Raw genomic sequence first — 21,284 nt, forward strand, 5'->3', positions numbered from 1 at the left:
CTCCTCGCCTAGGTCCCCGGGTCCCGGAGGGTGGGCCGGGACATGGAGGCCGGGGCCTGCGGCGGATGCACGTTGGTCGTCCTCAGGTACCGGGTGAGCGCCTCGTTGACGGCCTTGGGGAGCGCGTCACGGAACGCGCGGGCCGAGGTGACGCACGGGGCCGAGCCCTTCAGCGCGGCCGCGTTGGGCAGGACCTCCGCCAGGTCCGCGCCGAGGACGTCGGCGGCCTGCGCCGTCTGCGGGTCGTCGGAGTTGAACGGGGCCAGGAGGTGGACGGGGTCCCGGTCGATCTGCCCGAGCCGCTTGCCGATGACGCGGTCCTTGACCGCCCACGGGTCGACGACCAGCACGCCGGGTGCGTCCCCCGGCTCCTGCGGCGGCTCGTCGGCGCTCTCGACGATGGACCGGTGACCGAGTTCGCTGAGCACCTGCTCGGCGAACGAGCCGATCGGCAGGGTGTGGTCCTCGCTGCGGAACGGCGTCCACTCTCGGGGCGTCCGGCCGTAGTAGTAGGTGTCCCGTTCGGGCGGCAGCTGGTCGAGCGCCTGCGCGGCGAGGGTGAGCCGGACGGCGGGACGCCGCGACCCCGGCGCCGCGCCGGCGAACGGGCTCCGCACCGCCGCGAGCGCCGGGACGGGGCTGGACGCGAGAGCGCATTCGGCGGCCCGTTCCTTGACGACCGTGGCGAGCCGCAGCACCGTCTCCTTGTACTGCTCGCGGAACCGGCCCAGCTTCATGATCCCGTAGAGGCCCTCGGTGCCGTAGGCGCGCGGGAACTCGGGCGGTATGTTCTGCATGCTGTGCAGCGGTTCGGGGATCTCCCGGATGTCCATCGGCGTCCACAGCGCCGGGATGATCGCGGGCGGGCGGTTCAGCCCGGCGGTCTGCGCGTGGTAGCGCTTCAGGAAGGCCGCCCATTCCCTGCCGCAGTAGTCGCTGGTGAAGTAGGCCGGGGAGAACAGCGCGACGAAGACCCGGCAGTTCGCGAGCGCGTCCGCGAGCTGGTCCGGCCACTCGCTGCCAACCGGAATCTGCCTGTCCATAAAACCGGGATTCAGCGTGCCCGTAGCCTGGCCTATGTCATGGCAGAGATCATTGAAGAACTTGGCCACCCAGCGGTCGGAGTCTTCGGGGCGGTAGCGTGACCTGGCATAACTCAGAAAGAAATGCGGGCGCCTCTCCTCCGCCTGAATTCTGCCCGCCATGCCGCTCCCTCCGCGTCCCATCAATGTATAGCGGCAGGGGCGGAGAGATTACAGCCCGTCAAATGTGCAGTTTTACCGAATCGGCCGCAGTTCCGGGACGTCCCACGACTCCAGTGTCCGGCGCATCTCCGCGACGAACTGCTCACCCAGGCCGGTCAGGGACCCCGACTCCTGGAGCGTGCCGGTCGCCGCCAGGGTCTTCGGATACCAGTCGCCGAAGTGGCGGGCGGCCTCGGCCGCGACGCCCGGCTCCGCCGACCGCGTCCGCCGGCGCCAGAAGTCGGCGACGGCGACGTGCGCGTACGTGCCCTGCAGAAGCCCCTCCAGGGGACGCGGATCCCGGCGCCACGGCGCGTGGTACAGCCGGTCGTCGGCCTTGTCGTAGAGGTCGGCGAAGTCGAGGACCGCGCCGAGCTTCACGTGCTGGAACTCGTGCAGGATCAGCAGGCACAGCATCGCCGGGCTCTCGGGCAGCGCGATCCCGACCGACCCGTAGGCGTCCCGCGCCGCCGAGCTGACGCTGGCGCCGGAGGCAGGCGGATCGAGCGGGACGATCGTCGTCAGCGCCTCCGCGATCGCGGGCGCGTACTCCGCGTACTCCTTCTCCAGCAGCGTCCACGCCTCCTCGAAGAAGGCCTGCCACCGCGCGAACTTCCCGGCGCCGAGCCGTGCCGCCGCGGGATGGTCGTGGCAGCCGCGGAGCGGATCGAGGTCGTCGAGCGCGACGGTGAACGTGCCGGCGGTCAGGTGCCGGACCGCCTCGAACCTCCCGGCGCCGTCCACCTCCAGCCTCCCGGCGTCGACGCGGACGGTGGTCTCCCGCCGGCCCGGCACCTCGTGCAGCCCGATCCCCGGGACGTAGACGCCGCCGTCGCGGACCGGAACGGTCAGGGTGACGTTCTCGGCCGCCCGCGCGGCCGCCAGGCACGCGACGGTCGCCAGCAACCCGTCGTCACGCCCCGCGCCGCCCGGCGCGTTCCGTGCGCGGAGCCGTTCCGCGGCCCAGGCCCGCAGGTAGGGATGCGACAGCGCCCAGTCGTAGGCGTCGGGGTCCGCGGCCCCGATCCGCTTGATCGCCTCCCACGCCTCCGACGGTTCGGCGGCGGCGCCGGCCGCGGCGATCAGGGACCGGCGGCCGATCGCCTGGGCGGTCCCGAGCCGCGCGATCGCGGCGCGGTCACCGTGCCCCGTCGCCACCGACCGCACCACGGCGGGCGGCAGCACATGCGGCGGGGTGGTCCGCTCCTGGACGTGGTCGATCAGCGCGCGGAGATCTCCGCAGAAGACGCTGGGGTTGTCGAAGCCGGTGCCGTCGCCGCTGTACCGGTGGGCGAACAGCCCGCCGCCGCAGGTGGCGACGACCGGGCATGCCCGGCAGGTGCCGCACAGGGACGCCAGCCCGCCCTGCCGTGCCCCGATGCCGGTGTGCCGCCCGACGTCGTCGATCGAGTGCCGGAACACGTCCATCCCCGTGTCCGGGGCGCCGTCGAACGCCGTCTTCAGCGAGTCGGCCTGCTCGTAGCCGCCGTCGGCCTCCACGACCAGCAGGTCGCTGGCCTCCAGCCCGAGGGACTCGGTGAAGCTGGGGCCGCCCCGCGACGTGCTGATGATCGAGTCGAACATCCGCACCGGCACCGGCCGGCCGTCGCCCAGCCACCGGTCGGCGATCACGTTCAGCCAGTCGGCGTAGTCGGTGCCGGGGGCGGAGGCGGACGGGCGCGGCGGCGGACGGTCCCACGTGTGGTGCGGCCAGAGGAAGTCGATCGCGGGCGGTCCGTGCGCCACGAGCGCCTCGTAGACCGCGATCGGGTCGTTGGCGGCGTCGATGGTGCAGAGCAGCCCCGAGTAGAGGTCGGGATACTCGCGGCGGAGCAGGTCGATGGCCCGGACGACCTTGTCGTAGCTGCTGCGCCCGTCGCGGTACAGGCGATGCCGGTCATTGGCCGCCCTGTCCCCGTCGAGCGAGATGCCGACCTTGACGCCCTGCTCGCGGAACATGTCGCAGAACCGCCGGTCGAGCAGGACGCCGTTCGTGTGCAGCCGCAGGTCGATGTCGCAGACGTCGCGGAGCGGGGAGCGCAGGGCGGTGATGAGGGCGCGGAGGTGGTCCGGCCCGGCCAGCAGCGGCTCCCCGCCGTGCAGGACGAGGCAGACCTCCGTCAGGCCGTGGGCGCGCGCATGGCCGGCGATGCGTTCGGCCGCGCGCCGCATGGTGCCCACGGCCATCTCGGCCGGACGCCTCCGCCAGCTCTGGTCGGCGTGCTCGAATACATAGCAATGGTCACAGGCGAGGTCACATCTGCTGTGCACCTTGAGCACGAATTGCCGGAACAGCGGTGACGGAGGCATGACTTCGCAATGTTCGTAATGTGACGTCAGATGAAGGAGTTGAACGCCGCGACCCGGACGGCCTCGGACCCGTCCCCGTCCATCTCGCCAGTCCGGGTGAGTCTCGCCACGAGGTCGGCGGCCTCGGGCTCAAAGGCCAGTTCCTCGGGCTTCAGCGCCCGCAGGTCGGTGAGTTCCGGCGCGCCCGCGTCTTCAAGAGTGATCATGATCGTCCATCCGTTGTCACAGTACGTCACGACTGTATGCCCGTCCACAAAAGCACGTACCGCGCGGGCCGGCGCTCCGGCGGCCCTTTAGTACGGCACGATCGAACTTTTGTGCAGACCGGAAACACGCCGTGCCCGGTAGCGTGCCACAACTCACTTCCGTTGTCTTCTTTTGGCCCTGACCGTTACCGCCTCGAATCCCGGCGTTCGCCCTGGAATCGAAAAGCGCCTGTTCCGGTGCAGGGACTTCCCGCCGGGTTCATCGATCCGGTGACCGAATCCGGACATCTGAGATGTGTGGACTTCTGCACACAACCTTGACGCGGACAAGCACTGACATTCCACTCAAAGTGTGGAGGCACTTGCCGAATCGCACTATCCAGCCCTTTTTCGGGCAGCGGATACGAGCGCGGCGACCGGGCAGCACCGGCTGCTCGTCGCGACCGCGCTCCGGCTCATCGCGCTGCTCACCGCCGCCGTGCTGGGGACGCTCACCTTCGAGGTGAGCCGGATCGACGCGGCGGCCCTGGTGGCGGCCGCCGGACTCGGCGTGGGACTGGTCGTCGAGGTCTACCTGCTGACCGAGCGGCCCGACCGGCAGTGGTACGAGTCGAGGGCCGCGGCGGAGTCCGCCAAGACCCTGGCCTGGCGGTTCGCGGTGGCCGGCCAGCCGTTCGGCGCGGACGACGTGGACGACCGCACCGCCGAGTCGCTGCTGCTGCACCGCTTCTCGGTGATCCGCGGCAACCTGCGCCGGCTGGTCGTCGACCACGACGCCGGCGGGCTCCAGGTCACCGACGAGATGCGGGAACTGCGGGCCCGCGACCTGGACGCGCGCCGGCGCGCGTACCGGGCCGGGCGGATCGAGGACCAGTACCGCTGGTACAGCCGTCGCTCGGCCGAGCACGGGCACAGCGTCGCGCGCTGGTCGGTGTTCCTGGCCTCCCTGGAGGCGTTCGGCCTCGTCGCGGCCGTCCTCAACGCGGTGGGCATGCTCGGCCTCGACCTGCCGGGGATCGTGGGGGCCGTCGCCGCCGGCGGCCTCGCCTGGGTACAGACCCGGCAGCATCAGCAGCTCGCCACCGCGTACGGCATCGCGGCGCAGGAACTCGCCGAGATCGCCTCGCGCGTCGAGTGGCCGGAATCGGAGCCGGAATGGGCGCACTTCGTCGACGAGGTCGAGGAGGCCATCTCGCGGGAGCACACCCTCTGGTGGGCGTCCCACGTATGAACCGGCGGACGCACCTGCGCATCGCCGTCACCGGGCACCGGGACCTCGACGGGCCGACCACCGCCCTGGTGGACGCCGCGATCCGCGCGCGGCTTCGCGCGCAGCGCACACGCGACATCGTGGGCGTGTCGTGCCTGGCCGCAGGCGCCGACCAGATCTTCGCGCGCGCCGTCCTCGACCTGGGCGGCCGCCTGGAGGTCATCATTCCCGCCACCGGCTACGCCGCGGCGCTCGGCGGCACGGCCCGGGGCGGCTTCGAGGAGCTGAAGGCGCGTGCCTCGCGGGTCCGTGCGCTGACGCATCGCCTGCCCGGCCCCGGCCCCTACCGCGACGCCGGGCTGACGATGCTCGACCGCGCCGACCATCTCATCGCCGTCTGGGACGGCGCCCCGGCGCGGGGACCCGGCGGGACCGCCGAGGTCGTCGAGTACGCCCGCGGTGCGGGCCTGGCCGTGCACGTCATATGGCCCGAGGGCGCCCGGCGCACCGGAACGCCGCGTCCGGAGAGCTGAGCCCGCGCCGGTCAGGGACGCTTCTTGACCGAGTCCAGGTCGGCGACCGCCGGGGTGATGACGGCCAGGCGGGCGCCGGCGGGATCGGTCATGACCGAGAAGCGGCCGGGCTGGATGTCGGTCGGCGGGACGTGGACCAGCCCCCCGAGATCGGTGGCCCGCGCGGCGGCGGCGTCGCAGTCGGCGACCCAGAAGTAGGGGATCCAGTGGGACGGGAAACCGGGCGGCCACCACTCCTCCAGAGGGACCATGCCCGCCACGGACCAGTCGCCGATCTTCCAGTTGGTGTACGCGGGCGAGTAGTAGGAGCGGTCGACGGCCTTCCAGCCGAACACGTCCCCGTAGAAGCGGCGGGCCTCGTGGATGTCGGGGCAGGCCAGTTCCACCCAGCACATCGCGGACGGCTCGTCGACGACGCCGGCGCCTTTGAGGTTGTAGGCCACCCAGAGGGCGAAGTAGGCGCCCTGGGAGTCGGAGCACTGGGCCATACGGCCGAGGTCGGCGATGTCCATGGGTTCGACGAGTTCCCGGCCGCCGGCGGCGCGGACGGCGTCGAGCGTGGCCGGGAGGTCGTCGGTGCGGAAGTAGATCGTCCAGGACGCGCGTTGCGAGTCGTCGGCGAGCTCGTACATCCCGCCGATCTCCGGTCCCTGGATGTCGCCGAGGGTGAAGACCTCGTACTCCCCCATCCCCTTGGCGGTCAGCGTGTACGTGTACCAGCCGAACAGCTCGCAGTAGAAGTGCTTGGACGCCTCCAGGTTCGGGCTGGCCAGCTCGACCCACGACGCGAAACCTGGAGGGAATTCGGTCATCTCGGGCATGGCAGTCCCCTCGAAGGTCGCATGCCCTCACGCTAGGAACGCGTGCGCAATCTCCGGTGTCGGAAACCGCCAAGCCCATCTCAATGATTCAGATGCCGACAACGGTCTGCAGCAGTCCCCAGACGAAGTGGGCCACGTACGTGTCGCCGGATGTCGTGATGGTCGCGTGCCATCGGCTCGGCACGTCACCGTCCTGGTGAGCCACCGTCCCGAAGCACTCGTCGACGTCGCCGACCACGCACGACCACGGGACGAGGTCGTCGACGGTCTCCAGCCGAGGTGCGGGGACGCCGTCGCGGACGAGCCATTCGTGCATGACCGACCCGTCCGGCGCCATCATGATCTCGAAGCGCAGGCCGGGCCACAGGGTCAGCGGCGGCCACCGCGCGACATCGCAGGCGACGTCGCCGAGCCGCCGTTGCGCGACGGAGGCGGGCGGGCCGAGAACGGCCTCGTAGCGGCGCAGCCCGCGCGGGAACGTCCGGGACCGCAGGATGCGCTGCCAGCGGGCGTTGACCTCTCGCATCTCGGTGCGGGAGGCGCCCAGTTCGCGCATCGCGTCCTCGACGAGGCCCGGCTGGTAGTCGGCCATCCGGCGGAGCAGCACGAGCTGGAACTCCCGCCGCGCGAATCCCTTCATCACCGGCCACGCTACCGGCCGGGCCGCCGGCGGGCCGTCAGTCGTCGTCGATGAGGTCCGTCCAGTGCAGGTCCTCCGTCTCACCGGTGACGGGATCCTCGGGGTCGTAGTCGGACGGCCGGGGGGTTTCGGGGCCGTCCGGCCCGACGCGGACGACGTACTCGACGCGGACGATGCGGAAACGGCGTCCGAGGACCGTCACCTCGTCGCGCCGCGTCCCGTCCCGCAGCAGGCCGGCGGCCGCCCGGTACTCGGCGAGGACGGCCGGGGACGGCCGCAGCATCATCGGCACGATCGTGTCGAAGTACGCGGCGAGGTGGTCGCGGACGTGGGCGGGACTGTGCAGAAAGGGGCCGTGCGGCGGCCACGCCCCGTTCTCCCGCTCGGCGGCGGCGAACCGGGTTGCGAGCCGGGCGACCCCGGGATGGGTCTCCAGGGCGCGGCGGGCGTCGCGGGTCACCTCGGGCGGGACGCCGGGCCCTTCGGGGACGTGCTCCCACCGCTCCCCCAGCAGTTCCGGGCAGCCCGGCCGCCGCGCCGGGGGGAGGAGGCCGTGGTCGAACCGGTCGGGGTCGCGCCGCGTGCGGGGTTCGGGAAGGTCGTCGGGGTCGGTGGGACGCGGTGGCTCCGGGCCGTCCAGCCCGAACCGGCAGAACCGGTCGGCGCGGACGACGCGGAACACGCGCCCGGCGACGGTCAGCTCGTTGCGGCGCTCGCGTTCCAGACGCACCGCCCCCTCCCAGTACGCCTCGCGGTCCGCCTCGGGGGTCGCGCTCGTCCGGGCCATGTTGCGGAACCACCAGCCGAGGGAGTCGCGGGCGTCCTGCGGGGTCATCCGCTCCATCCCCGACATCATCCAGCCCTCGGCGACCCGTTCCATCACCCCGTACGTCGGGCCGTACCAGAGGACGGCGGGGTGGGTCTGCCGCGCCCGTGCTTCGCCGAGTCGCGGCGAGCAGGCCGCGGCCGACAGGGATAGGGGGAGGTCACCGGCGAGAGCCGCACCATCACTTCCCGTCATGCCCCCATCGTCACAGGGGACGGCGGGTCGCCGCTCGCGATTCGGCGATTCCGCCCCGGGACCGGACGTCCCGGGAGGACGTCCCGGGGCCGGGCGCGCAGGCCCCGGCGCGCCCGCTCCGGCGGCGTCAGGACTTGCGGGCGCCGATGGAGGCGGCGATGGCGGGCCAGCTGCGCGCCAGCTCGCGCCTCCAGTACTTCCAGTTGTGCATCCCGGGCCCGTACAGGTGGGAGGTCACGGGAATGCCCGCCCTCTTGGCGGCCGCGACGAAGTTCTCGGTCATCGTGCCGGAGAGCTGCTCGCCGATGCGGCCCGCGTCGTGCGGCGGCGTGTTCGGGGGGTCGTAGGGGCCGGGCGTCCCGTTGCCCGACGAGACGTAGACGCCGGTGCCCTTGAGCCTGGACACCATGACGGTCGCGTCGTGCTTGCGCCAGTTCCCCCGCGCGGTGATCGGGTCACCCCAGATCGCGGTGCCCGCGTCCCGGTTCATGGACGTCAGGATGATCGGCATGCCGGGGGCGGTGATGTTGAGCGCGCCGCTGTAGGACGCGGCGTACTTGAACGTCCCGGCGTGGCGCTCGGCGTAGGTGATGGCGCCCTGGCCGCCGGACGACAGGCCGATCGCGGCGCGCACCGACCCGGCGTGGAAGTTGCGTTCCATCAGCGGGATGACCTCGCGGATGTGGAAGGTCTCCCATTCGGGGATGCCGCCCTTGCCGCCGTTGTACCAGTTGGTGTACGAGCCGTTCCAGCCGCCCTCGGGCATGACGACCATCGCGTTGTACGGGCCGATGATCTGCTCGATGTTGGAGTCCTTCGTCCAGGACGTGTAGTTGTTGTTGCCGCCGTGGTAGGCGTACACGACAGGCCACGTCTTGGTGGTCTTGGACTTCCAGCCCTCCGGGACCATCACGCGGGTCTTCACCTCGGCGCCGAGCGCCGGGGACGCGATCGTCACGTCGAACATCCGCGAGCTGAGCTTCTTGACACCGGTGACGGTGGCGCCGTCGGGAGCCTTGGCGTACCCGCCGGAACCGGAGCCGGCGGGCAGCTTCGGCTTCTTGCCGCGGTTGGCGGCGTTGGTGTCGGGGTCGCCCGGACCGGGCGAGCCGCCGCCCGTCGTGAACGGGTTGGTGTTCAGCGGCACGTTGGGCAGCTTCGACGTCTTCGGCGACTTCGACGGGGACACGGGCGTCCCGGGCGCCGACGGCTGCGTCGCGGGGCCGAACGAGGGCACCGGTTCGGAGTTGCCGCCGGCCTCCGACAGCCCCTTCGGCACGCCGACGCCGGCCTGCGCGAGGCCGACCATGACGGCGGGCAGCAGCACGGCCGCCGCCGCCGTTCCGGCGATGGCGATCTTCCTGTCGGTACGCTTCTTCATGGACTCCCCAGCCGGCTCAGGCCGTCCCGGGCCCGACGCTCCACTCGAACGTCGAAACTACTGTCCCCGCAGTCACACCCGCAAGTATTGTCAGTGAATGCAATAAAGGCGAGATGATCCGTGACGCTGCGTCACGTGGTTCCGGTCACAAATCCGGCCCGGGACGGATGGACTGGGCATGCCGGAACACGTTCAGCGGATCCCAGTACCGCTTGATCTCCTGCAGTTTCGCGTAGGCGTCCTTGTAGTAGAGCATCTCCCACGACTGACCGGACTCGTTCCACCGCTCGTCGTTCAGGTCGGTGTCCGGATACCCGATGTAGCAGCCGTCCGTGACGTCGCCGCCCGCCACGGGCACGCCGCCCGTCTCTGCGAACGTCGCCCTGTAGGTGTCGCGGATCCACGCGATGTGCGTGTCCTCGTAGGCGTCCTGCCTCGTCCAGTAGACCTGGTACTGCAGTTTCAGGACGGAATCGCGCTGGCGCACCGCCGTCTGGTGCAGGGGGCTGTTGATGGCGCTGCCGTACGAGTCGACCTGGATGAGCGCCTGCTTGTTCACGTAGTCGGTGTACTTTTCGTTGCCGAGGTAAGCCCACATCGCGTTCATCTGCCGTTCCGTGAACGGCTTCCGCAGATAAGCGGACTTGTATTTTCCGCAGCGGTTCTCCCCGCTGGCGTTCAGCGCCTGTGCCGCCGTCAGCCACGGCATCACCCGGGGAGTGTCCAGGTGGACGAAATGTTCGCCCATCACCGACCTCATCTTCGTCGCCGACGGCCCGATCCGGCCATCGACGGCCTCGATGAAGTCGGTCATCGCCTGCGGCCCGTCCGGGTCGTCCACGTCCACCTGCGCCAGCAGCCCGATCTGGCCGTTGCTGACGTGGTTGAGCTTGAGCAGCGCGAACAGCTTGCCGGCCGCCGTGGACGCGTCCTGTTGGGCGTGGAAGTACGTCCCGTACGCGGTGACGAGCGCGGTGAACTCGTCCTTGGTGAAGTCCTTCCAATCCCAGGCGAGCGCGGTCAGCAGCACCTGCTTCGGCGGCTCGGGCAACCCCCGGAACCAGAACCGGGTCACGACACCGAAGTTCCCGCCGCCGCCCCCGGTGTGCGCCCACAGCAGCTCGCGCAGCCGCTCGTTCTCGTCGTCGCGTTTGGCCACGACGAGCTTGACCGTCTTATCGGCGTTCACCACCGCCACCTCCACCGCGTAGAGGTAGTCGACGGTCAGCCCGTGCTGGCGGGACAGCAGCCCGAACCCGCCCGCCGGAATGTGCCCGCCGAGCCCCACCGAATAGCACGACCCGCCCGGCAGCGCCTTCCCGCTGACCGGATACAGGTGGCTGTAGACGTGCCAGTTGGTCGCCCCGGCCTCCACGCAGTACGCCTGCATCCCGCCGTCGTACGACACCCCGCACATCGGGCTCACGTCCAGGATCACCCGCACGTCGTCGCCGCAGACGAAGTCCTCGTAGCAGTGTCCGCCGGCCTTCACGGTGATCCGTGCCCGTTCCGGGTTCTCCGGGATCTCGCTCACCGCCTCGGCGAGCGCCGCCCGCACCTCCTCGGGCGTCCGCACCAGCCGCACATACTCCGGCTCGGCGATCCACCGCTGGTTGAACCCCCGGCTGAGCGCCGGGTACCGCTTGTCGCCGGGACGGACGACCATCGAGATCTCGCTCATGGGGAGCATCGCCTCCGCGCGCCTCGGAGCACCAACGCGAAGGTCCTTGCCCATCCACCCCGCTTAGCAATCGGTCAGTGACACACAGTTAACCCCTTGGAGAGGTCGGTTCCATGTCGGCGAGCAGCGAAACGGCCACGGCCTCCTCCAGGACCGCGGCGTCACGAACACCCAGCGCCTGCGCCAGACCGTCATCCCAAGGCGCCTCGGTCACCCGTCCCGGCGGCGGATGCGGCCCCGGCGCCGCGTCCAGTGCCGCGAGATAGTCCCCGGACGACATGCGCCACGGACGGGCACCGGTCTTGGCCATGACGTAGGCGGCGATCCTCAGGCCCTCGCCGTCGAAGTCGCCGTGGTACCGGAGTGTCGCCCCGGAACCGCCGAGCGTGCGCAGCAACCGGATGACGGCGCTGTTCGGCCAGCCCGACGAGCACACCAGCGGAGGGCAGCGGTCACCGAACCGCCGCACGGCCAGAGCCAGCACGGTGGGATTCTCGGTCACCCACACCTCTGGCACGTCCAGACGGAGATCGGGCGAGTCGAGCAACTGCTGAAGGGTCACCACGGCCGCCTGCCCCGCGCCCGCCCACATCCGGAGAGCCTGCGCGAGGACGCTCGCGCCCGCCGGCCTCAAACCCGCGACCAGCACGGACGTGGACAGCGCGTCGCACTCGACGCCCGCGAGTTCCCACAACGCCCTGCGCTCCTGCGCGTCCCCCGGCGGTTCGGCCCCTTGGAGGAACGCCTGGGCGCGCAGAACCAGCCCGGAAAGCCGCCCGCCATCGTCCAGCGCATGCGAATCGCCCAGCACGCCGGTGGCGAAGGAGGCGAGCGGAACGCCGTCGGCGGGCAGCGCCGCCAGCACCTTGAGCGCCTGTTCGAGCAGCGCACGCGTGGACGGGACCGACGCCGCGACGAGCCCCTGGCGGCGGACGTCCGCGACCCATCCGAGCAACGCCGGTTCGGCGGTCACGACGGGATGCCGTTCGAACCATTCCCAGAGGGCGGCCCGCTCGCGCTCCCGTTCCCTTCTGTCGCCCGCCCGGTCGCCGATCGTCCCGCGTATCTCCTCGGTGACCGTCCTGGCGTCTGATCCGGTGAGTTCCAGGAGGACGGCGTCGAGGCGTGCCACGGCGAGGGAGACCGTGGACGGGGGGTAACGGTCCATGCCGAGCAGGTCGGCCAGGGCGGCGCGCTGGGCGTCGTCCAGGTCCTTGACCGTGACGCGGCTGACCTGGACGCCAGTGGAGAAGCGCCGATGCAGTTCGCTCCACAGCGGTTTCAGGTCGTTGTCGCGGAGGCGATCGGGAACGCTCATACGAGGGCATCCCCATCCACGGTTGCGGGGTCCGCGGCTTCGGTGCGGTGCCCGTCCCAGACGAACCGCGCGGTCGTCACGGCGTCGTCGCCGTCGCCGGTGATGAGCTGGTGGATGGCGATGCCGTCGAGTTCCCGGTAGTCGCACCATTCGTGATCGGACGTCAGCACCAGATCGAGCTCGAGATTTACGAGCAGGTCGAAGACCTGACCGCGGTTGGCGGTGTCCACGCCGACGAACACCTCGTCCAGCAGGATGAACCGGGGGCAGCCGGAGTCGGTCTGGTAATGCGCCGCGACGGCCGCGAACAGCGGAAGGTGCAGCGCGATGGCCTTCTCACCCCCCGACAGGGCGCCGTGGAGCTTGCGGGTGAGGTCCTGCCAGCCTTTCCCGTCGCCGCGTTCGAGCCGGACGGTGAAGCGGTGCCAGGCCGTGTAGTCCAGCACCTCCATGAGCTGCTCCTCCCAGCTCGCCGCCGTGTTCGCAGCCCGCGCCTCCTCCACGCGGTCGCGGAAGAACCGGTACAGGGCCTCCCGGTCCTGCTCGTTCAGCCGCGTGGGGTCGCGCAGCAGCAGGTCGCGCGCGGCGCGTATCCCGGCGCTCTGCTGCGGATCCACCTGCCACACCAGCCGCACCGCCACCTGCGACGCCGTCCGGACACGTTCGAGCCGCCGGTTCATCCCCTCGACGAGTTCCGTCGCCTGCCGGATGCGGTCGGCGAGATGCCTGCGCGTGTCTCCGGCGAGCGTCCGGTCGAACAGGTCGCGTTCCTTGTCGGTGATGTCCTGGCGCCGCTGGTCGCGTTCCGCCCGCAGCGCCGCACTCAGCTCCGCCGCCCCGACGCGCACCCCGTTCATCGTGGCGGTGAGCACCTGAACGTCGTCGTCCTGGACGAGTTCGAGGTCGGCCTGGTCCGCGAGGACATCCCTGGCGTGGTGCATCGCCTCGGAGAGTCTCCCCTCCGCTTCGCGGACGTTCTTCGGCTCGTGCGGCGTCTTGTCCAGGGACACCCCGACCGAACGCGCACATTCGAGCGTGGCCTTGACACCGTCCTCGGCGGCGAGCCTCACATCGAGCCCGGCGTCGTCGGGCAGATGGCCCGTCACGAGATGACGGAACCGTGCCGCGGCCCGGTCACGGCCGGCGACCGCCTCGTCCCGCGCCTGTTCGGCCGTGCTCACGGCCTCTTCCAGACGCCCGATGCGTTTCTCCAGTTCGAGCAGTTCCTCGCGGAGCGACTCACCGCGAACCCTGCACTGCTCCGCCTCGGCCCTGGCCGCGCGCAGGTTCTCAAGGACCTCCTTGTGCTCGGCGCCGATCGAGGCGTCGATGGCGGCGAGCTTCGCGGCCAGCTCCACGGCGGTTTCCGCCTCCTCCCGGGCACGGTCCCCGGACTCGGCCGCGGTCGCCTCGTAGTCCACGGCGATTCCCTCCGCGGACGCGGCACGGGATTCCGCGGAGAGGAGCGCCTCGCAGTGCTGGACCCACACGTTCCCGTTCTCCCGGACGTCCCGGACGGCTTCCGCCAAGGCGTCGAGTGCGGGTTCACTCACCGGAAGACCATGCTCGGCACCGAGCGCGGTGAGGGCGCGCAACGCCGCCGAGACGGCCGCCTCGCGGTCGCGCAGCCGCTTCTCGTCGCGCTTCAGCTCGTCACCGCGCTGCCCGGTCCTGCGGCGCGCGGCGTCCAGCGCGTCCGCCGCCGCGCTGAGCGGCTGGTGCGACGGGCGGTCGCCCAGCTCCGCGTCAAGCGCCTTCCTGGCGGCCCCGACGCGCCCGGCCTCCTCGTCGCACGCGGCCCGCTCGCCCTCCAGGCCGGCGATCTCCTCGTCCAGCTCGGCGATACGCCGCCGCCGGGCGCGTTCCTGTGCGGTGGCCCCGATGTAGGCGGGCTCCGGTTTGGTCCAGCGGCCCGTCACGGTGCCGAGGCGCCAGGACCCGTCCATGCCGATGGCGGCGGGATGGTCGATCTCCAGGGCGTTCCGCGCGAGGGCGACGCCGGACAGGACGGCGTGCAGCACGTCCGGCGGGACCCCGGTGGCGGGCTCGGCGGTGAGCACTCCGGCGAGGCTCGCGCCGGGCGCGGGACGGGCGATCAGCGTGGCGGCGAAGGCGTCGTGCTCGTCGCGCAGCAGACCGCCGTCCGGCATGACCCAGACGTCGAGGAGCCCGGCGGCCTGGAGCGCGGCCTCGACACCGGCCTGCACGTCCAGGGCCACGTCGGCGGCGAACGCGACGAGCCGCCACAGCGGCCCGCCGGGACGGCCGGTGCGGTCGGCCGGACGGGTGTCGGGGGCGTCCGGTTCGAGCACCCTCTTCCGGACGAGGTCGTCGCGTCGCCGTTTCCGGTCGGCCACCTGCTCCGCCAGGGCGTCCCGCCGGGTCCGCAGCACGGCTTCCTCGGCGGCGAACTCGTCCATTCGTGCCATGCGCGCGGCGAGGACCAGCTCGTCGCATTCACGCTCGTCCTCCACGGCCGCGATCAGTGCGTCGGCGTCCAGGGACGAGAGCTGCACGCAGTTGCGCGCCCACGCCTCGATCTCCGCCGCCAGCGCCTCCAGCCGCCGCTCGTGCTCAGCGGCGGCGGCGTCGCGTTCGGCGACCGCCTCGTCGAGCCGCGTCCGGCTTTCATCGCGGTCGCCCTCCGCTTCGCCGCGCCGCTCCACCGCCGTGCCGTGTTCCCGGATAGCGGTCCGCAACTCACCGATCTGCGTGTCCCGGCTCGCCACCGCCGCCCGTAGCAGCCCGCGTGCCCGCTGGACGCCGTCCGCGGTTCCCGCCTCGACCGCCGTAGCGGCCTCCTCGTGGACGGCCGCCAGACCGGCGCGGTCCGCCGCACGCCGCGCGCCCGCGAGGGCCTGACCGGTCAGGGAGTGCTGCGTGCCCGCGTCGGCGCGTGCCTGATCGGCCTCCTCGCGCCTGCGCCGCGCGCCCTCGGCGTGCCGGTCGGCGACGTCCCGCGCCCTCGTGGCCGCGTTCTCGGCCTGGCGGACGTTCTCCTGCAGATTGGCCAGCTCATGGCCTCTGCGGTAAGCGTCGCTCTCCTTGAGCCCGTCGATGTGGGCACCGAGGGTCCGTGCCCTTTCCTCTTCCTCCTCCAGCCGTCCCTTCGCGGTGTCGCGCTCGGCGCGCGCCCTTTCGTGGTCTTCCTTGCCGATCCGGGCCTTGGCGGTGAGGCCGTCCATCGTGCTCGTCGCCGAGATGAGACGTGCCGACGCGGCGCGCAGGACGCGCTCCGCGTAGGTGCGCTGCCGGGCGGCCAGACGTCCGGCCTCCTGGACGTGGCCGTCCAGCCTCCGCAGCTCCTCGCGCTGCCGGTCGAGCCGTTCGAAGCCCTCGGCTATTTCGTGGATCTCCCCTTCGCCGAGCGGCGGCAGCGCGCTGGACAGCAGGTCCGACAGCAGGCCGGGGTCGAGCCGCTCGGAGAGCTTGGGCGTGCGGAGCTGCCGCAGCGCGGTGAGGAGCGAGTCGTAGCGCTGCTCGGTCAGGCCGCCGTAGAGGGTCCGCCGGACGGCGGTGCGGTAGGCGTCCGCCGACTCGTGGACCTGCCCGTGCTGCCCGATGGCCTCGGCGAGGTGAGCGCGGGTGAGCGGCTGGCCGCCGTCGCCGGTCAGGGCGAGGCCGCCAGCGACGCCGATGCGCTGCTCAGTCGTGAAGTACGCGACGGTGACGTTCTTGGTGTTGGTGGTCGCCTGCAGCCGGGCGCCGCAGGTGAACCAGTGAGGGCCGTCGGCGAACTCCAGCCACACGTAGCCGACGCGGGTCTTGCCGGTGTGGCCGTCGCCCATGAGGTTCCAGTGCATGGTCCGTTCGCTGCCGCCGAACGTGGACAGCCGGCTGGGCTTCAGGCTGGCGTCCAGCAGATACGGCAGCAGCAGTTCGAGGACCTTGGACTTGCCGCTGCCGTTGGGTCCGCGCAGGAGCAGCCGTCCCTTGTGGAACTCGAAGACCTCGTCGTAGTACCGCCAGACGTTGAGGATCCCGGCGCGGGTCGGCCGCCAGCGCGGAGCCGGCGCTTCTGCTGGGACGAGTTCGGTGACGGTCATGGCTCCTCGCGGTTGACGGTGTACCGGTGGGCGGCGGGCATCGCCCGGACGAGGCCGTCCTCAAGTTTCGCCAACCCGAACCCGGACAGGACGGCCACGGCGTCGTCCGCCAGCCGCCCGGCGCCGCCATCCGACTGGTAGGCCATGGCCCAGCGCGGACGGCTCGCGAGGAGCCGCCCGGCCTCGTCCACGAGCCCCGCCAAGGGCAGCGGCCCGGCTTTGACGAGCTGGTCCATAAGCAGCAGGGCCGCCACCTTCGCGTGGCTGCCGTCGTCGGGGAACTTGGAGTCCGTGGCCACGGCGTCGGTGTCCACGAGCAGGTAGCCCTCGGCTCTCTCCTCGAACTCCAGCCCCGCCTCCTCCGCGGCCCTGCGGAGGATCTGCCGTCCGGTCGGCGAGGCCGCGTAGGCGAGTTCGGCCGGGCCGAGGTCCTCCCGGTAGACGACCGGGTCGTCGAGGAGGCGGCGCAGCAGCGAATGCCTCGCCCACAGGTTCCGCTGCGTCTCGGTGGACTCGTCGGAGCCGTAACGGCGCTCGACCGTCAACTCCCCGAGGTCCGGCCAGTCGGTCTCGGGGAGCCTCGACGGCGCGACCGGTGCGGACAGCAGCCGGATGACACGTGTCGCATCCACCCGGTACAGGACCTTCGCCTCGGCACTGTCGAGGTAGGCGTCGGTCGCGCCGTCGACCGCCGTCACCGCGCCGTGGTGCTCCAGCAGTTTCAGCGCGTCCACGAACGCGGCCCGTTCGTCGCCCCGCACGGGGTCGAAGGCGGGGATGTCCTCGTCGGCGGCGGCCGCCTGCACGACCCGCTGCGCGAGCATGCCGATCGTGGTGACCGGTGCGGCGAGCGTCTCGGCGGCGGCCAGGCACAGCAGCGTGTACCGGCGCCGGTCGAACGGCGCACGCGTCGAGCGCCGCCTCCTCGCCGGACGGGACGGATCCGCGTCGCCCCTCACCTTGACCAGCCGGGCGTAGCCGAGGCGGGGCTCCACGAACAGCCGCCAGCCGCAGAAGTAGTCGAACCACGGCGCGAGGGCCGAGTGGCGGCGGCGGACCAGGTCGAAGCCGTCGGGATCCGCATGCAGCGAGATCAGCGGCCGGCCCAGCAGCAGCCGGATCGCCCGCGACAGTTCCTCTTTCTCCGCCTGGACGAGCTGGTTCGCCAGCTTGCTCATGCGCCCGACACCTTGCGGCTCGGTCCGGCGGCGAGGAAGCGGATGTCCACCAGATAGTCGGGGCCTCTGAAGCGTCCCTTCGCCGTGCGCAGTTCCGCGACGCGCCCGTCCGGCGGTGGCCACAACCGCACCTCGATACGGCCGTCGGACGTGAGCGCCCGCCGCAGCCCGTCCGAGTCGGGGCGTGCCGCGAGGGCACGGCCGATCAGATCCAGAAGCCGCCTCAACGTGTCGTGGTCGAGCCGCCCGAACGCGGACAGCCGCAACGGCCCGTCAGTGGCGAGCCACTGCCAGGCCGCCTCCAGTTCCGCCCGCTCACGCTGGGCACGCTCCCGCCGCTCGGCGCGCAGGGCCTTCACGTCCCGGACCCTGGCCGTCCGTCCCATCCGCTCCGTGCGCCCGCTCGTGCGCAGCAGCGCCGACACCTCCACGGGCGGCGTCTCAACCCAGGTCGCCGCCGTGGGGATGGGCTCGGCGTCCGCATGAGCAAGGTGGGCGTGCCGCGCGGACGTCAGCCCGAAAGCCGTCCCCCACAACCGATGAGCATCGTCCTCGCTCGGCGCGTTCGCGAACCACCGGGCAAGGGTCCGGAAGTCGGACGCTGCGCTGGACGAACGCCGCCGCGACTCGGTGATCCGGTCGAGTACCTGGAGCAGCGACACGATCGCCCTGCGCGCCACGTCATGCAGTTGCCGGACGCGCGGCGTCCCTTCCTCCGGCCGGAACCACAGGAGAAGCCCGTCCCACTTGGCCCTGCGCGCGGCCAGCCACGCGACCGCAGGGTCTGCGCCCTGCAACGGCGGCAGTTCCGCCCCGTCCAGCGCCCGGCTGTGCAGGACGCTCACACCGCGCTGCTCCACCACGTCCAACGCGGCGCTGATCGCATCGGCGCGCACGTCCAAGTTGGTGACGAACTCCTGCAGGTAGGCGACCGTCGCGCCTTTCACGTCGTTGAACGTCGTGAGGTCGGCCCCCTCCGCCCGCATCAGCCGTTGCAGCTCACCATTGAAGGACTTGGTGTTGTTACGGAGCGCGTCGAGATGCCCTTCCAGCTCTTGCAGCGTCGTGAATATCCGCCGGTTGACGCCCGGGTCATCGTCCTTGAGCAACTCCCCCAATTCCCCAAGCCGATCACCAATCGCATCGAGCACGGCAGTCTGCAACGCCCCGGACGTGGTGAGCACGGCCAGCGCATGCTGCACGCCCGCGAACGCGGCCTCGCCCTTCCGCGTCAGCGAGTACTGAAGGTTCTTCCGCTCGTACTCCTCGGCCGTCGCGTAACTGCCGGCGTGGTTCTGCACGACATCGAGGAGTTCCCAGGCGGCGAGCTGCCCGAGCGCCCGCGTCAGCCCGGCGTCGTCCACGGGCGCGTAGAACCCGACCTGCCGCAGCCGCTCCCGGACCTGGTCGAACGTCAGCGACGTCTCCAGCCGCTCGTTCGCCTCCCCGAACGCGTACATGACCGCCGTATGCAGATCGGCCCGCTCGGTAGTGGTGAACTGGAACATCCCTTCCGGGACACGCGGCAACGCCATCCCCCGTGTCTCCTCCCAGGCATGACCTCACGGCAACGGGTCGAGCCTACGCAGCCACGCGGCGAAGTTCTCCAGGACTGCATTCTGCCCTGGAGTCATGGTCGTCGCAGGCGACGGTCGCGGAGGAAGTGGACCTCGGCCAGCCCCGTCGCCCACCTCCTCGACAGCGCCGCAACCGCTGGATCAAGCGTCCTTGCCGTCACGGCCCTTCGCACCACCGTGTTCGAGGTGCTGCAGGTGCACGGCCGCGTGATGGAGGCGAACCGGCTCGCCGCCGCGCTGCTCGCGGACTGCGACTCCGCACTGGACGCCTCACCACCCCCGAGACCCGGCGCATCCCGCTCCCAGCGATGTGATGAAGCACAATGCCGCGTGAGCCGCTCATCCTCCACTGAGCCGAGTCAGTTCGCCGTCCAAGTCCTAGCCATGTGTTCGCGAGCTTCGACTGGCGCGGAAAGACGTTGAAAGGCGCCGGGAGCGGAGCGATACAGGCAGTCCACTCCATATCGGTGAAGGAGCCGCACGGACTTGTCCCCGGGCTCGGCGGGGAAAAGGCCGGATAGCCTATTCACCGGCGTCGGACTGTGCGGGACGTAGTCTAGAAGCTGACCTAGGGCATCTCGCACACATTTGTGGCTGAAGTCACTCTTGGCTTCGACAATTTCTGTACCGCCGGGCCCAGTGATATGGACGTCGGTGATCCCCACCGGCGTTCGCAGCCGCCGGATGTCGTAACCGGCCAGCTTGCGACGTACTCACGCACCAGAAGTGCTTCGGCACGGTGGACACGTATTTCACGAGCAGATGACCGATAACTGGTGTGGGTCGTGTGAACTCCTTCAAGTTCAACCACAACAGTACGGTCGATGAGAGCCTGAACGACCTGATCTTCCCGAATGAGGTCTTCTTGGATGCTGGCAGAGGTGGTGACGCCGAGACCCTGCAACAGAACTTCGGCCTTGTCCCCTTGCAGAATACGAAGGCCCATGAAGTTGTCACCCTCATTGAAGCCCGGCAGCGTCCAGATCTCTCCATAACTTATCTCGGTGGCCTGAAAGCTCAGCAGACTGTAAACATTGTTCCAGCTGTCCTTACCGGAATCAGGCTTCCAGAGTGTGTCGGCGAAGGCGGCGTTGTCGAACAGGTAGCCGACCTCACCGATTCCGCGAACCGCATTTTGACCGGTGAACAACACGACGTCACCAGAATGCACACGCGACATCTTCCTGTTCTGGAAGGAGGTGGCTCCCCAGAACCGAGCCAGGCCCGAAGGGTGAAGATCCGTCAGTGCTTGCTTTTGGTCTTTGGTCAGGTAAGGCTCATGCGCGGACGCGGTGAACGGCACCTCGCGCCCCAGGGTGTCGGCCCACCGTCGCCGGGAGGCTGGGTTGCCATAGGAAGGCTGGATCACTGCAACCGTCACACTTGGCCCCGTTCGCCCGATTTACCACCTATGCCGGACACAAGTATCTTTGCACCTACCCACAATGTCCACGCAAGCTTCAGAACAAAATCTGCGTCCGAGCCAGCTACGCCCTGGTCATCTCGGCGATCAGGGCGTAGCAGTCGGTCTGCGTTGGGCTCCTCGCCGATCGGATGGGTAGGAGCCAGACAGGCGATCTCAACACGCCCCTCAATGCCCTACTGGACTTGGCTGAGGTCCAGATCACCCAATCCGCCCGTCGTCTGGGTGCTGAACACGGTCTCCTGCGCTTCTGCATCGCCGCCCGCCTCTTCGACCACAACCCGTGGGGTGGACCACCGTCGCTGAGGGGGCCAAGACCCTCGACTCCCGACGCCACCCGCCCTCTGCCGGACGAGGGGACAGACACCGCGACCGTCCCCGTCCCCGTCCCCGTCCACGACTTCACCGACGCGGGGTGGAACACCTGCCTCCCGGCAGCCCCTACCGGGGCTTCTGCGAGCCCGCGATCGATGAGGCCATCAACGAGTTCGGCTTCGCCCCGAGCCACGGGAGGCCTGCCTTCGAAGAGCTCAACCTCCCCCGCGGACTGCGCATCATTGACCCGACCTGCAGCCCCGCCGCTTCTTCCTCGGCGCGTTCCACCCAGTTTCGAACGCTGGCATGCCCAGGCCCCAACGTTCCGTGCCGAGATCGTGCTGGCGCGGAAGGTGGCGGCCGGTGAGCTCGAGACGCAG

At 70.6% G+C, this 21,284-nt stretch carries 15 protein-coding genes; 2 read left to right on the forward strand and 13 right to left on the reverse strand.

Translation table 11 applies throughout. The features are described 5' to 3' along the window. Positions 1–8: 8 nt before the first annotated feature. The 3 genes from ACTWPP_RS26995 to ACTWPP_RS27005 are packed head-to-tail and all read right to left on the reverse strand — an operon-like array spanning position 9 to position 3,760. Positions 9–1,226 carry a TIR-like protein FxsC gene (locus ACTWPP_RS26995; RefSeq protein WP_443107171.1) on the reverse strand — a complete coding sequence of 406 codons (1,218 nt, stop codon included), beginning with the start codon at positions 1,224–1,226 and terminating at the stop codon, positions 9–11. Between the two features lie 51 nt (positions 1,227–1,277). Further along, positions 1,278–3,554 (reverse strand): FxsB family cyclophane-forming radical SAM/SPASM peptide maturase, encoded by a 2,277-nt coding sequence (locus ACTWPP_RS27000; RefSeq protein WP_443107172.1) that lies wholly within the window; start codon positions 3,552–3,554, stop codon positions 1,278–1,280. A gap of 26 nt (positions 3,555–3,580) precedes the next feature. Then, the gene (locus tag ACTWPP_RS27005; RefSeq protein WP_443107173.1) at positions 3,581–3,760 is read right to left on the reverse strand and encodes a hypothetical protein; all 180 of its coding nucleotides are present in this window, start codon (positions 3,758–3,760) and stop codon (positions 3,581–3,583) included. Positions 3,761–4,112: 352 nt separating this feature from the next. Here ACTWPP_RS27005 and ACTWPP_RS27010 point away from each other — a divergent pair, with 352 nt between their 5' ends. Together ACTWPP_RS27010 and ACTWPP_RS27015 are read left to right on the forward strand one after the other, a co-directional pair. Further along, positions 4,113–4,991, forward strand: coding sequence for a DUF4231 domain-containing protein (locus ACTWPP_RS27010; RefSeq protein ID WP_443107174.1), 879 nt, complete (start codon positions 4,113–4,115; stop codon positions 4,989–4,991). Continuing rightward, complete coding sequence (locus ACTWPP_RS27015) at positions 4,973–5,503, forward strand: hypothetical protein (RefSeq protein WP_443107175.1); 531 nt, start codon at positions 4,973–4,975, stop codon at positions 5,501–5,503. The genes ACTWPP_RS27010 and ACTWPP_RS27015 overlap by 19 nt, the downstream gene beginning before the upstream one ends. Before the next feature lie 11 nt (positions 5,504–5,514). Here the strand turns inward: ACTWPP_RS27015 and ACTWPP_RS27020 are convergent, their stop codons facing one another. The 10 genes from ACTWPP_RS27020 to ACTWPP_RS27065 all read right to left on the reverse strand — a co-directional run bounded on the left by ACTWPP_RS27020 (position 5,515) and on the right by ACTWPP_RS27065 (position 20,547). After that, the gene (locus tag ACTWPP_RS27020) at positions 5,515–6,324 is read right to left on the reverse strand and encodes a VOC family protein (RefSeq protein WP_443107176.1); all 810 of its coding nucleotides are present in this window, start codon (positions 6,322–6,324) and stop codon (positions 5,515–5,517) included. A gap of 88 nt (positions 6,325–6,412) precedes the next feature. Next, positions 6,413–6,964, reverse strand: coding sequence for a hypothetical protein (locus ACTWPP_RS27025; protein WP_443107177.1), 552 nt, complete (start codon positions 6,962–6,964; stop codon positions 6,413–6,415). Between the two features lie 37 nt (positions 6,965–7,001). Next, positions 7,002–7,985, reverse strand: a complete 984-nt coding sequence (locus tag ACTWPP_RS27030; protein ID WP_443107178.1) for a DUF5954 family protein — start codon at positions 7,983–7,985, stop codon at positions 7,002–7,004. A gap of 127 nt (positions 7,986–8,112) precedes the next feature. Further along, a complete protein-coding gene (locus tag ACTWPP_RS27035) occupies positions 8,113–9,366 on the reverse strand; it encodes an alpha/beta hydrolase-fold protein (protein ID WP_443107179.1) in 1,254 nt (417 codons plus the stop codon). Positions 9,367–9,511: 145 nt separating this feature from the next. Next, complete coding sequence (locus ACTWPP_RS27040) at positions 9,512–11,047, reverse strand: FAD-dependent oxidoreductase (protein WP_443107180.1); 1,536 nt, start codon at positions 11,045–11,047, stop codon at positions 9,512–9,514. An 88-nt stretch (positions 11,048–11,135) separates the two neighbouring features. Beyond that, the gene (locus ACTWPP_RS27045) at positions 11,136–12,365 is read right to left on the reverse strand and encodes a TIGR02679 family protein (RefSeq protein ID WP_443107181.1); all 1,230 of its coding nucleotides are present in this window, start codon (positions 12,363–12,365) and stop codon (positions 11,136–11,138) included. Continuing rightward, positions 12,362–16,411 carry a TIGR02680 family protein gene (locus ACTWPP_RS27050; protein ID WP_443107182.1) on the reverse strand — a complete coding sequence of 1,350 codons (4,050 nt, stop codon included), beginning with the start codon at positions 16,409–16,411 and terminating at the stop codon, positions 12,362–12,364. The genes ACTWPP_RS27045 and ACTWPP_RS27050 overlap by 4 nt, the downstream gene beginning before the upstream one ends. Next, entirely contained in the window at positions 16,408–17,589 is a 1,182-nt protein-coding gene (locus tag ACTWPP_RS27055; RefSeq protein WP_443107183.1) for a TIGR02678 family protein, read from the reverse strand. Before ACTWPP_RS27055 ends, ACTWPP_RS27050 begins: the two co-directional genes overlap by 4 nt. Beyond that, positions 17,586–19,124, reverse strand: a complete 1,539-nt coding sequence (locus tag ACTWPP_RS27060; protein ID WP_443107184.1) for a TIGR02677 family protein — start codon at positions 19,122–19,124, stop codon at positions 17,586–17,588. Before ACTWPP_RS27060 ends, ACTWPP_RS27055 begins: the two co-directional genes overlap by 4 nt. Positions 19,125–19,734: 610 nt before the next feature. Continuing rightward, positions 19,735–20,547: a hypothetical protein gene (locus tag ACTWPP_RS27065; RefSeq protein WP_443107185.1), complete on the reverse strand. Its 813-nt coding sequence runs from the start codon at positions 20,545–20,547 to the stop codon at positions 19,735–19,737. Positions 20,548–21,284 lie beyond the last annotated feature (737 nt).

The sequence above is a fragment of the Actinomadura sp. 3N407 genome (assembly GCF_052245875.1).
Lineage (GTDB): Bacteria > Actinomycetota > Actinomycetes > Streptosporangiales > Streptosporangiaceae > Spirillospora.